General features: G+C 55.8%; 10 protein-coding genes. 2 read left to right on the top strand and 8 right to left on the bottom strand.

The features are described 5' to 3' along the window. Position 1: 1 nt before the first annotated feature. The 5 genes from ACXADJ_RS16880 to argS form a co-directional block, all read right to left on the bottom strand. Entirely contained in the window at positions 2–748 is a 747-nt protein-coding gene (locus ACXADJ_RS16880) for a 3'-5' exonuclease (protein WP_475068274.1), read from the bottom strand. Then, the gene (locus ACXADJ_RS16875) at positions 748–2,628 is read right to left on the bottom strand and encodes a DUF294 nucleotidyltransferase-like domain-containing protein (protein ID WP_475068272.1); all 1,881 of its coding nucleotides are present in this window, start codon (positions 2,626–2,628) and stop codon (positions 748–750) included. Before ACXADJ_RS16875 ends, ACXADJ_RS16880 begins: the two co-directional genes overlap by 1 nt. 112 nt (positions 2,629–2,740) lie before the next feature. Then, positions 2,741–3,619: an alpha/beta fold hydrolase gene (locus ACXADJ_RS16870; RefSeq protein WP_475068270.1), complete on the bottom strand. Its 879-nt coding sequence runs from the start codon at positions 3,617–3,619 to the stop codon at positions 2,741–2,743. 68 nt (positions 3,620–3,687) lie between these two features. Next, positions 3,688–4,254 (bottom strand): SPOR domain-containing protein, encoded by a 567-nt coding sequence (locus ACXADJ_RS16865; protein WP_475068269.1) that lies wholly within the window; start codon positions 4,252–4,254, stop codon positions 3,688–3,690. A 74-nt stretch (positions 4,255–4,328) separates the two neighbouring features. After that, positions 4,329–6,014 carry an arginine--tRNA ligase gene (argS, locus tag ACXADJ_RS16860; protein WP_475068267.1) on the bottom strand — a complete coding sequence of 562 codons (1,686 nt, stop codon included), beginning with the start codon at positions 6,012–6,014 and terminating at the stop codon, positions 4,329–4,331. Between the two features lie 905 nt (positions 6,015–6,919). On the opposite strand from argS, the gene ilvD reads away from it, so the two are divergent. Beyond that, positions 6,920–8,755 (top strand): dihydroxy-acid dehydratase, encoded by a 1,836-nt coding sequence (gene ilvD, locus ACXADJ_RS16855; protein ID WP_475068265.1) that lies wholly within the window; start codon positions 6,920–6,922, stop codon positions 8,753–8,755. Positions 8,756–8,871: 116 nt separating this feature from the next. Further along, positions 8,872–9,924 (top strand): hypothetical protein, encoded by a 1,053-nt coding sequence (locus tag ACXADJ_RS16850; protein ID WP_475068262.1) that lies wholly within the window; start codon positions 8,872–8,874, stop codon positions 9,922–9,924. Positions 9,925–10,068: 144 nt separating this feature from the next. On the opposite strand, the gene ACXADJ_RS16845 is transcribed toward ACXADJ_RS16850, so the two are convergent. The 3 genes from ACXADJ_RS16845 to ACXADJ_RS16835 form a co-directional block, all read right to left on the bottom strand. Next, positions 10,069–11,511, bottom strand: coding sequence for an ATP-binding cassette domain-containing protein (locus ACXADJ_RS16845; RefSeq protein WP_475068260.1), 1,443 nt, complete (start codon positions 11,509–11,511; stop codon positions 10,069–10,071). Between the two features lie 12 nt (positions 11,512–11,523). Next, a complete protein-coding gene (locus tag ACXADJ_RS16840) occupies positions 11,524–11,871 on the bottom strand; it encodes a histidine triad nucleotide-binding protein (protein ID WP_028293726.1) in 348 nt (115 codons plus the stop codon). Between the two features lie 97 nt (positions 11,872–11,968). Next, entirely contained in the window at positions 11,969–13,216 is a 1,248-nt protein-coding gene (locus ACXADJ_RS16835; protein WP_475068256.1) for a diguanylate cyclase, read from the bottom strand. Between the last annotated feature and the right edge of the window lie 103 nt (positions 13,217–13,319).

Genomic DNA, 13,319 nt, shown 5'->3' with positions numbered 1-13,319 from the left:
CTTATTGCCACAAATTGCCAATCGCGGTGGCGGCGGAGTAATGATGGGCGATCTGGGCCTGAAACAACTCGCCGCAGGCCAGCGCATCCGACAATGCATGGTGAGGATGATAAAACGGCAGGCCATAACGCTCGCGGCTGTCGGCCAGCCGAATGGACTTGCGCCGAGCACCGAACATTCGTTCGATCAGTGTCGGCTGGCGTTGAATGCCCGCTTCCAGAGCCATGGTATCCAGCATTGGAAACACCACGCCCTCGCCCAGACGAGCCTTGACCGCCATATCGAGAAAGTTGCGTTCAATGCTACAACAGTGGGCAATCACCACCTTGCCTTGCAGGTGTTCGAGAATATCGTCCAGCTGCTCGCTGAGATCTGGTGCGTTATCAATATCGCTGTGGGTAATGCCGTGAAACACCACCGAATCGGCAGACAATGCCGTACGGGGCCGCACCAACCAATGTCGCCCCTGACGGTTGTAGATGCGGTTCAGGGTCATGGGCACAATGCCAACACTGACGATGTCGCACTTGCTGGCATCCAAGCCGGTGGTTTCAAAATCGATGGCTACTAGCGGGACCTCGGCCAGTGGCGTATCACCGGCCGGGGTTCCGGCAGCATAAAACCGTTTCAGCAACGGGTGCTGGGCCTGCTCGGCCATGCGGGCAAAAAACACCGGCCAGGGCTCATTGCCCGGCCCTGCACCGCCGCCAGATAGCTTGCTGGCAAAGCGTTGTTGAAAGCCGGCCATCAGAACGCCCGTCCGAATTGATAACGGAACTTCAGGTATTTCTGGGCGTTGCTCAAAATCTGAAAGGCATCCTTGAGGGTTCGGCGTTCAAAATCGGACAGGTTGTCGGGTTCAATGCTGTTGTCCGGGTCACGACCTGCTTCCAGATCCAGCGCCTGATGGCGAATCCGCACCATGGCGATCAACTCCAGCGCATCGCGCAGGTCAGCACCGCTGCCCGGCGGTAAAATATCGGCTTCGATCACGTCGTCGAGCCGATCAAACGAGTTATGCGACTTGCTCGCCACCGCCAGCGCGTGCACCCGAATCAAATCCGCCAGCGGTGCTGTGCCACGGCGTTTCATATTGATCGAGCGGCTGTGTTCACCGTCGGTTTCCATCACAAAGCCCTTGAAGAACCCAAGCGGCGGCGTTCGTCCCAGCGCACCACGAGCCATACAAGCGAGGAATTTGGGGCTACGGCTGGCTTTTTCTGCCACCAGCGCCGACAGCTGTTCAGCCCATTGGGTTTCTCCCCACACCCCTTGCAGGTCGAAAAAGATAAAGCTGTTCAGCAACACTTCCTGCACCGGGTTATTGATCCAATCGAGGAAGCTGTCGCCCCACTGTTGCAGGGTTTTACGCCACTTTGGATTGGTCGCCATGATGCCGCCACGGCAGTAGGTATAGCCGCAGGCATCGAGGCCGTCGCATACGAAATTCGACAGCTTGATAAAGTAGTCTTCATGCAGCTTGGGGTCGTAGCGGTTGTCCAGAATCAGGGCGTTGTCCTGATCGGTCACAATCAGCTGCTCTTCCCGGGCCATCGAGCCCAACGCCAGGAAACAATAGGGCACCGGCGGCGGCCCAAACTCTTCTTCGGCCATTTCCAGCAGCTTCTGCTTGAAACTGCGACCAATCACCGCCATTGCGGTGCCAATCATGTGGGAATTAGCGTCTTCCGCTACCATGCGACTGAAGCAATTACGCACGTCCGGTTGCAGTGCTTTCAACTCATCCAGGGTTTGCGCCCCAAAAATACTGCGTACCACAAACAGGCTGTTTTGGGATTCATAGCGAATAACATCAGGCAGAGTAGCCACCCCCACCGGCACACCATGGCGCATCACGGGCAAATGATGGACGTTGAACCGCAGCATCATCAGCATCGCTTCAAACACAAACTGATTGTGCTCAACGCTGGCAATGCGGGTGCTCATGATGTCTTCAACGCTGGAGTCGTAGGGCAAGCCTTCAGCCACCAGGCGGTTGCGAATGTCCTTGTCGGTAACGATACCCACCAGCCGGTTGGCCGCCAGCGGCTGATCATCGGATTCGGTTACCACCAAAGCGCAGCTGACGCTTTCCTCCGACATCTGAATCGCCACATCGCGTACCGACAGGGTCACCGGCACCGTCAATGGCTCGCGTAACATCAGGGTTTCAACCGGGGCGCTCAGCAGCTGATTGCTGTCGGCCTGACGCGCCATCGCCTGGCGCAAACGGGTGCGGTCTTCCACCTCAACCTGATCGGCAAAGGTTTCGTATTCTTCAAACAACTCGCTGAACAGCGGCTCGGGAATCAGATACACCAGCGTGTCTTCCAGCGCCTTGGCCGGAAAACGAATCCGCTTGTTGCGCAACAAACCAAACTGGCCGAAATAATCCCCGGTGGTCAGGCGGTCGTACAGCTCACCAGAACGACGATAGACCTCCACTGCACCGCTACGGACGATGTACCAGTCGGTAATGGCTTCGCCAAAATTCAGAATCTGGGTACCGGCCTTGAAATAGGCCACGTCGGTCTGGCCGGCAATGCGCTCCAGAATGGCGTTATCAAGATCCTTGAACGGATGATGCTGACGCAGGAATTCCAGAATTTCGATGTTTTCCGCCTGCATTCGGCACTCCCCTGATCAAACCCGGACATGAAACCTTATTGTGGCTGCCACGGTACCGGATAATGACCTGAATACGCCATCTTTGTGTGCGTTATGGCCAAATTTGAGGGCTTTAGCCAGCCGCCACTAAAAAGCGCTTGATCGTCTGAATCTGATCCCGCGCCATCAAGGCCGGCGCATGGCCAATGCCCGCAAAGGTCGCCAGCTGTACGTTGTCCTGCGAGGCCATTTCACGCGCGGTTTCGGGTAACAGCAAATCGGAGTCGCCCCCCCGGATCAACAACACATCGGTGGTCACGGCTTGCCAGATCGCTGACAGGTCGACGTCGGTCATGGGCACGCCGGAAAAGGCGTTGGCAATGGCAGGGTCGTAGCGCAGTTGCAGCTTGCCATCACGCTCTTCCACGCTGTAGCGGGTCAGGTGCTGCCATTGTTCATCGGTGAGCGGCCCAAATGAGGCAGCGATGTCGCGGATATAGGCTTCGGCGTCGTCCATGCTGAGAAAATCAGTGGATTTGCCAACGTAATCGGCCAGCCGGTCGAGGGAGGCTTTGGGAATAAAAAAGCCGACGTCGTTAATCACCAGTTTGCGCAGTGGGCAAATTGGCTGCGCCGCCAGCATCATGCCGATCAGGCCGCCCATAGAGGTGCCCACCCAGTCAAACTCACTGACGTCGTGTTTGACCATCAACTGCTGCAACAGCTGTTGCATTTGCGCCACGTACACCGGGTAACCGTAGTTCATCGGGTTGTGCAGCCATTCGCTGTCGCCACGGCCGGCAACGTCAGGACAAATCACCTGATAGTGTTCGGTCAGGGCTTGCGCCAGTGGATCAAAATCGCGGGCGTTGCGGGTCAGACCGTGAACACAAAGTAGTACTGGCGGGGCTTTGGTTGAGGCGTCGGTGCAGGGCCAGTACAGATAACTGCCCTGACGAACGCCTTCCGGTGTCTGGTAGGTATAGCTGAGGGTATCGGCTTGCTGGGTCATGGCGGTCTCCGCGGTATTCCAGTTGGAATGACTGTGAGCTGCCAGCAAGCGAATACCGGACGAACCGCTTAATTGTCGCTGCTTGCCGTTGGCAGTGGACGTTTCAGTGTCAGTGGACTGATGTTGTTACTGACCAGAATATCCATCGCCTTGTTCAATTTCGAGCGATTGGTGAAAGGACCAACGTATACCCGATTCCAGACGCCATTGCCGTTATCGCTGGCTTGCTGGTAGGCATCCAGCCCCAGCAACAGCAGGTTGGCGCGCATCCGATCGGCGTCTTCGCTGTTGCGGAATGAACCGGCTTGCAGGATGTACTGGTATTGGGTGGCTGCGCCTTTGGGAGTCGACTTGTAAGCCTCGACCTTGGGCGCTTCGACTTTCTGTTCTTCCAGCAGCTTGTAGAAGTCGTAGGCGGCCTGGGTTTCCTCGCCCATCGACTCGGCGGCTTTTTCTGCCACCTTATCACGGGCGCGGTCAATGCCCTGCTGCAACACACTGCGGGCGTCGCCCTGCACCGCTTCCATTTCATCGCTGGACGGCAGGGTGTTCAGGTAAATCAGGAATCCGGCAAAGGCGATGGCACATGCGGGTGTGCTCACCCATACCCAACCGGGGATTCGGCTTTCAGACATATCGACTTCCTGCTGCGTCCTTCTGCTACGGCGTGTCAGGCGGCCATATTAACAAGCCGCCATGACCGTCACGTTTACATTTCTTCCGGCGCGCTCACACCCAGCAGGTACAGACCATTGGCCAGTACCTGGCGCACAGACTCCGCCAGGGTCAGACGAGCATTACGAACGCCTTCGTCTTCCACCAGAGTTTTCTCGGAGTTGTAGTAGGTGTGGAAATCACCCGCCAGTTCCTTCAGATAGTTGGCCACCTGATGCGGTTCGTTGGACTTGCCAGCGGCTTTAACCACTTCAGGGAAACGACCCAGTTTTACAATCAGTTCTTTCTCGGAATCCAGTTCCAGCTTGTCCAGTGCTGCCAGACCGGTTTCCTTGTTCCAGCTCCAACCAGCGTCATCCAGTTTGCGGAAGATGGAGCACACGCGCGCGTGAGCGTACTGAATATAGTACACCGGGTTGTCGGAGGACTGTTCACGGGCCAAATCGATGTCGAAGGTCAACTGACCATCGGCCTTACGAGCGGCCAGGAAGTAACGAGTGGCATCACGGCCCACTTCGTCGATCAGGTCACGCAGGGTCACGTAGCTGCCGGCACGCTTGGAGATTTTCACTTCCTCACCACCACGCATCACGGTCACCATCTGGTGCAGTACGTAGTCTGGCCAGCCTTGTGGAATACCGGCGTTCAGCGCCTGCAAGCCAGCACGCACACGGGTAATGGTGGAGTGATGGTCAGCACCCTGCTCATTCACCACGCGGGAGAAACCACGCTGCCACTTGTTCAGGTGGTAAGCCACGTCTGGTACGAAGTAGGTATAACCGCCGTCGGTCTTGCGCATGACGCGGTCTTTGTCATCACCAAAGTCGGTGGTACGCAGCCACAGCGCGCCGCCGTCTTCGTAGGTGTAACCGTTGTTGATCAGGGTCTGGACGGCTTCTTCTACCTTGCCTTCGGTGTACAGGGAAGACTCAAGGAAGTAGACATCGAAATCGACGCCAAAGGCTTTCAGGTCGAGATCCTGTTCACGACGCAGGTACGCTACGGCGAAGTGACGGATCGCGTCGAGGTCGTCGGCATCCTTGGCGCCAGTGAAAGACTGGTCTTCGGACTCAACGGTGTCGCCATTCATGTAGCTGTTGGCCAGATCGACGATGTATTCACCGCGGTAACCATCGGCAGGCCAGCTTTCGTCGTCCGGCGTCAAACCCTTGCAACGAGCCTGTACAGACAGCGCCAGATTGTTGATCTGGGCACCAGCGTCGTTGTAGTAGAACTCACGGGTAACGTCCCAACCGTTGGCTTCCAGCAAACGACAAATACAGTCGCCTACTGCTGCACCACGGCCATGACCAATATGCAACGGGCCAGTCGGGTTGGCAGAAACGAACTCAACCTGTACCTTTTTGCCTTCGCCGGAATTGTTGCGGCCGTAGGCGTCGCCTGCTTCCAGTACGGCTTTCACCAGAGACGCGGTGGATTCCTGACTCAGGAAAAAGTTGATAAAGCCTGGACCGGCGATTTCCACTTTTTCCACCAGCGTGTTCTCAGGCAGGGCTGCCACTAGCAAATCGGCCAGGTCACGTGGCTTTTTGCCAGCGGGCTTGGCCAGCATCATGGCCAGGTTGGTGGCCAGATCGCCGTGCGCTTTGTCGCGGGTGTTTTCAATTTGAATTCGGGGTTCGAAATCAGCGGGCAGGACGGCGTCCTGTTTCAGTTGAACAACAGCAGCAGACAATAACTCGGCGATTTGCGGTTTCATAAGCAGGGAATCAGATCTGGTATTAGAAGAAGGGGCAGGAGTATCTCAAATTCAGCCCCTCGGGTGAAGAATAGCCGCTGCTGTTTGGTCACAAAGGGGGCCTGACGACGACTGTCTTACATAACGCTGACAGCTTTCCGGCAACCTCCTGACAACATGCAGCGACTGACTCTGGCGGCTTATGACTCGCGCCATTTTCTGATAACTGCCATCCAAAAGGCGCAACAGAGCACCCGGAAACAGCGAACATTTTCGCCGTTTTGTTGCTTATTAACCCGCTATCCTGAATTTATCCATGAGTTATTCACAACCTTGTGACTTGACAGCCTGACCTTATCCACATTTCTACCCTGCTCTGGCAACGACGACTATTGATCAACTTTCAAACAATCACTGCGCATATTTCAGGCCTGAAAACGCCATTCTAAGGCCGGGTTTTTCCCTTGCTCAGCCGCGTCGTATAGGGCTTTTCGCAGGTTTTTGATTTTATTGGGATTTTAGAAAGGCAATTGGTAGTAACCACAAACCACCGGACTGATCAAAAAACGTACGAATCCCATCACAGACCCGTAGCATCGGTGTTCTGGACCATTGCCCCAAAGTTATCCCGACTTTTATCCACAGAAACACTGGATAACTGCGTATTGTCCCTGCTTGTCCACATCATGGCTGCTGACCGGGACAAGTAGCCAAACCCGCATGGCGCTCCGCCCCTGCTGCAATAATCATCAGCACAGACTGCGTCGCGGCCCGGCTTTTGATAAACTGTTGGCCTTTCGCCATTCGGGACCCCGCCGTCGGCTCCACCCAGACTCGACTCGCAGCCCGGCGGCCCAAAATAATAGCTGCTTCACCTGAGTGCCAAGCAGCTGCCTGCAACCTGAAACGCAGTAAAGAGAGACACCATGCCTGAGTATCGTTCCAAGACTTCCACCGGTGGTCGTAATATGGCCGGCGCTCGTGCCCTGTGGCGCGCGACCGGTATGAAAGACGATGATTTCCAGAAACCCATCATTGCCGTTGCGAACTCATTTACCCAGTTTGTGCCAGGCCATGTGCACCTGAAAGACCTTGGCCAGCTGGTTGCTCGTGAGATCGAAAAAGCCGGTGGTGTAGCCAAGGAATTCAACACCATCGCCGTCGATGACGGTATTGCCATGGGCCACGACGGCATGCTCTACAGCCTGCCTAGCCGTGAAATCATTGCGGATTCTGTGGAATACATGGTTAACGCACACTGCGCCGATGCCATTGTGTGTATTTCTAACTGCGACAAAATCACCCCAGGAATGCTGCTCGCTGCTCTGCGCCTGAACATCCCTGTGATTTTTGTTTCTGGCGGCCCGATGGAAGCTGGTAAGACCAAGCTGTCTGAGCACAAGCTCGACCTGGTGGATGCTATGGTCATCGCGGCTGACGATTCTGCCTCTGATGAGAAAGTCGCCGAATACGAGCGCAGCGCCTGTCCGACCTGCGGTTCGTGCTCTGGCATGTTCACCGCAAACTCGATGAACTGTCTGACTGAAGCGCTGGGCCTGGCCCTGCCGGGCAACGGCTCAGTACTGGCAACGCACGCTGACCGCGAGCAACTGTTCCTCGAAGCCGGTCGCAAGATTGTTGAAAACGCCAAGCGTTACTACGAGCAGGACGACGAGTCTGTACTGCCTCGCTCCATCGCCAGCTTCAAGGCGTTCGAAAACGCCATGACCCTCGATATCGTCATGGGCGGTTCGACCAACACCATTCTGCACCTGCTGGCTGCGGCTCAGGAAGCCGAAGTCGACTTCGACCTGAAAGACATCGACCGTCTGTCACGCGTGGTTCCCCAGCTGTGTAAAGTGGCACCGAACTCACCGCTGTACCACATGGAAGACGTTCACCGCGCCGGTGGCATCATGGGCATTTTGGGTGAAATCGATCGCGCAGGCCTGCTGCACAATGACCTGCCGACCGTTCACAGCGCCACCATGAAAGATGCGCTGGATAAGTGGGACATCATGCGCAACCCAAGCGAAGAGGTCGTGCAGTTCTACAAAGCGGGCCCTGCAGGTATCCCGACGCAAACCGCATTCAGCCAAAGCACCCGCTGGCCAACGCTGGACGGCGACCGTGAAAACGGCTGTATCCGCAGCATCGACAACGCCTACTCACTGGAAGGCGGTCTTGCAGTTCTGTACGGCAACATCGCCCTCGATGGCTGTGTGGTGAAAACCGCCGGTGTGGACGAATCCATCCATGTATTCCAGGGTCGTGCGCGTATCTTCGAAAGCCAGGACGACGCCGTTAAGGGCATTCTGAACGATGAAATCGTTGCCGGTGACATTGTCATCATCCGCTACGAAGGACCGAAAGGCGGCCCGGGCATGCAGGAAATGCTGTACCCGACCTCCTACCTGAAGTCCAAAGGCCTGGGTAAAGAATGCGCTCTGCTGACTGACGGTCGCTTCTCCGGCGGTACCTCTGGTCTGTCCATCGGTCACTGCTCTCCGGAAGCCGCCTCTGGTGGTGCCATCGGCCTGCTGAAAGACGGCGATATCATCAACATCGATATCCCGAACCGCTCTATCAATGTTGAGCTCAGCGCGGAAGAACTGGATCAGCGTCGCGCAGAGCAAGACGCCATCGGCTGGAAACCGGCAGAACAGCGCCCTCGTAAAGTCAGCACCGCCCTGAAGGCCTACGCCAAGTTCGCCACCAGTGCTGACAAGGGTGCCGTTCGTGACAAATCCATGCTGGACTGATCAGAATAAGGAAACTGATCACATTTCGGTCAGTCTCAGAGTGACTATTCTGAGCTGACCTACTTGACGACGATGCGGCATAACGACTGTGCCGTATCGTGAGGATTCCGACCCCGATGTACTTCAAGATCGACCCGCTCAAATCGCTGCTGCTGGCACTGACCGTCTCTGCCACCATTTTCTCCAGTGGCTGTGCGACCCGCCATATTGCCAATGAAGACAGCCTCGAAAGCCAGGCTGCCATTCGTGCCGAGCAACTGACCGGTAATACCCAATCGGCTCTCGAAAAAGCCGAAGAAGCCATTGCCAAAGCCAAGGGCGAAAACTACGCCTTGCTGACGCCGTTGCACTGGCAGCAAATGAACGACGCCATCAAACTCGCACGTAAAGAAGACCTGGCCTCCAACAGCGAAGCCTCCGTCGCGGCATCCGCACGGGTACTAACACTGGCAGAAAGCGCCGAAGTCACCCGTGTACAGGTGCGGGACTTGCTGTCGCAGGTATTGCGTCAGAAAGCCGTGCTCGATGATGTGAAGGCAGACAAGGTGCTGCCAAAAGAATACCGCGCCATTCGCAGCCAGATTATGGAGCTGGCCCGTCTGATCGAAGCAGGCAAAGCCGCAAAAATCGATGGGGACATCAACGATCTGATGGCCGACATGGACGAGCTGGAACGCGACACCATGCTGGAAATCCACTGGCGTCCGGCCCTGCAAACCCTCGCCAAGGCCGAGAAAGAAGGGGTTGATGACTACGCTCCGGAAACCTTCAGCAATGCCGAAGCCATCACCGAGGAAGCTGAAGACACCATCCGCGAACAATACAGCAATCGCCAGTTGTCCACCGATGTGGGTCTGCGTGCTCTGCGTGCCGCTCAACATGCCTTGTACATTGGCCGTGAAGCCGAAAGCATCATCAACATGGACATTGATGACGCCGAGCATGCTGCGCTGCGATTTGAAAGCTACCTGCATCAGCTGGCTGAGGCCCTGAACGCCGGTGACCTGCGCAACATGGCATTTCTGGATCAAACCCTGGCACTGGTGCAAAAAGCCCGTGAGCAGGCTGACAGCATCCGTCAGCCACTACAGCAACGCATTCAACAGCTGGAAGCCCAGTTGCAAGCCATCCAGAACCCGGAAGTAGCCCAGGCACCACAAAACCCATAACGGCTTTTAACAAGCTTTGAACACAGAGCACCGGACAACTCAGTGCTGCTGCCAAACCAAACAGGGCCGCCATGCTGTATCGCATAGCGGCCCTGTTTGTTTCTGAGGCTTGAAGTGCTGAGGCCTGGGCTTCCGGGCGGACAGTTATGCCGTCTCAGGCCCCTTCAGAAGCACCGCGCTGCCGCCATCTGGCTGCGGCTGAAACTGCAACCGATGCTGGAAGCCGGCCGGAATTTCATCTGCATGATGAGTCACATAAAGCATGGTCAGGCGCTGCTGGCTGACCAGTCGATTGATAAACGCCAGCACCATATGACGGCTGATATCATCCAGCCCCTGACACGGCTCATCCAGAATCAATAAGGCTGGCTGCTTGATCAGCGCCCGGCCAATCAGCACCAGACGCTGCTCCCCGTAGGACAGATGCTGCAAGCTCTTGTTGGCCTTGTCCCGCAAACCCAGAATTTCCAGCCATTGCAGACCCAGCTTTTTATCGCTGTCTCCCACCGATTTATACAGGCCAATACTGTCATACAAGCCTGACAGCAAGGCGCTCAATACATTGGTGGTTGCCCGGTACTGCCACTGCAACGAGGCCGAAACAATGCCGATGTGCTTCTTGATGTCCCAGATCGACTCACCCGTTCCACGCTGAATGCCGAACAGACGCAAGTTGTTGCGATAGCACTGTGGGTTATCCCCAGTCAGCATTTGCAAAAGACTGGTTTTACCGCAGCCATTGGGTCCCTGAACGGCCCAGTGCTGGCCTGGCTGAATGTCCCAGTTCAGCTGGTCGAACAGCGTGCGTTCGTCGTAGCGGATATTGCCATCGATCAAACGCACCAAGGGGTCACCGTCTTCCAGCTGCAACGGCTCTGCCGGTGCCGGAGGCAACTCTGGTAATTCACGGTCAAAGGCCACCAGAGCATGCACTTCGGGGATATCCAGCACTTGCTGACGCTCACCTTTGGCGACCAACTCGGCGTTGTGGATAAACGCAATGTGAGTAATCCAGTCCGGCAGCTCATCCATGCGGTTGGCCACCCAGATGATGTTGCGCCCTTTGGCCGCCAGCTGATCCAGCCATTGCTTGACGTATTCGCGGCTATTCGCATCCAGACCCTCATAAGGCTCATCCAGAACCAGCAGGTCGTGGTCATCCCGCAAACGGCTGACCCAAAGCACCTTGCGACTCTCCCCTGTGGATAACGACCGAAAGCCCTGATCCAGCAAATGGCGAATGCCAAGGCCATCGATCAGCTCGGCAACGGCTTCGACCGGCTCAAGCAGTTCACGCACCAGCGTGCCCTTGTGGGCCATGTCAGTGATATCGCTTTCGTCGGTCTTGCGCTCATGCTCAATCAGCTCGGCCTGAGCCTCCAGAGACACGTACACCACGTCGTCAGGCAAATCCGTCGCGCTACCATGGCTGAGTCGGACCAGATCGCCGAACAAGCCCGACAACACGGTTTTACCGCTGCCATTGGTTCCGGCAATGGCCCAGTGCTGGCCAGCTTGCAACTGCCAGTCGTCCACAACCAGATAACGACCGTCGTGCAGATGGGCCCGTATCGATTCAAACTTCATCGTCACCACTCCTCAGCCCGGAGGCCAGGTCAGTGAGCGGCCGCCGATCACGTGCATGTGCAAATGAAACACCGACTGCCCGGCATCGGCACCGTTGTTAATCACCAGCCGAAACTTGTCGCCCAGACCTTCTGCTTCAGCCACCTTGTTGGCAACCAGCAGCATATGACCCAGCAGCTGCTGATCTTCTGCAGCGGCGTCACAGAGGCGTGGAATCGGTTTACGGGGAATGATCAGAATGTGGGTAGGGGCAGCAGGGAAAAGATCGCGGAAAGCAACTACCTGCTCGTCTTCAAACACAATGTTGGCGTCGGCCTCGCCACGGGCGATCTGGCCAAAAATGGTATCTTGCTCGGACATGACATCCTCCTTGGTTCATGCCGACACAATAGGGAATACACTGTCCCGGTACAATCCAACCCAAGTAGGATGACGGTCTGTTGCAACGACAGAGCGTTTATTCGACGACGCCCACCACCTGATTACGGCCACCGATCTTGGCGCGATAAAGGCATTCGTCTGCCACAGAAAACATTTGCTCAACCGAAGCGTTGGCCGATTCACAAATGCCGATGCTAAGGGTAATACGCAGATAGTCGCCGTCTTCCACGTCGATCACGATGCCCTCCATGTGCTGACGGAAGCCATCCATCAGCGCCTGCGCCTTGTCCAATGGTACGGTTGGCATCAACAAGGCAAATTCTTCACCACCAACACGGGCAAGCAGCAACTGATGAAATGCCTGTAGCAGCTCTTCCGACAAACGCTTGAGGACAATGTCTCCGGCCTGATGACCGTATTCATCGTTAATCTTTTTGAAGAAGTCGATATCCAGCAATGCCAGAGTATTGGTGCTGCTTTGATAGCGCTCTAACTGTAGGCCTGCCTGTTGGGCAAAGTAGCGTCGATTGTACAAACCCGTAAGGTAATCCTTGGAAGCTTGCTCTTGCAGCTTCAGAAACGCCTCAGTGGCTTGGGTGCTGTTGGTGATACGACACATGAACTCTTGCTGATCGAACGGCTTTGGCAAAAAGTCATCCGCACCCGACTTGATAAAGTCCACCGTCAACTGCTCGCGTCCTTTGTTCAATCCGGATACAGCAATAATACCCAGCGGCCTGTCCGGGTATTTGTAACGGACGAACTGCACCAACTCCAAACCGTTCATACCCGGCAACTCATGATCGACCACCAGAATATGTATATCCGAACGCCGCTCCAGCACCTCCAAGGCATTCTCAGCGCTGACGGCTTCATAAATGCGATAGCGGTTGGTCTCCAGCATCCGTCGCATGGTGGCGGTACACATTTTGGAATCATCAACCACCAAGACATTAATGTCCTGATTCAGGCTCAAACGCCGCAGCATACGTACCGCATAGAGATACCAATAGCGGCCGTTCTTGTTAACGAAGTCGGCAACACCGGCTTTCAGGTACTTGTCCCTTGCCGTCGGGTCCTCACTGGCGGTTAACACCACACAAGGAACGCCACACTGCATCACCACCTCAACCGCCGCACCTTCTTCTGCATCCGGTAACGCCAGGTCGACCAACGCACTCCGGAAGCGTCCCTGATATTTCACCAGTTGCGATTTCAGCTCCGCCATGGAGCGTGCATACACGACGTTGTCTCCAACCGTTTGCTTGATCAGATGTCTGAGAATTTTGCCGACGACGGGATCGTCTTCAACAACGAGGTACATGAATACGCGAACTCCTGCTAACAACCCTCAAAGTGTAGACAAGATTCGGATGAGCGTAGGAAATGCATTTAGAGGATGGGGTGAAATGAAAATCCGCGGTCTG

The organism is Oceanobacter sp. ABM4_470, assembly GCF_056158645.1.
Note: the sequence above shows the minus strand (reverse complement) of the source record. Positions and strands in the feature narration are given on the sequence as shown.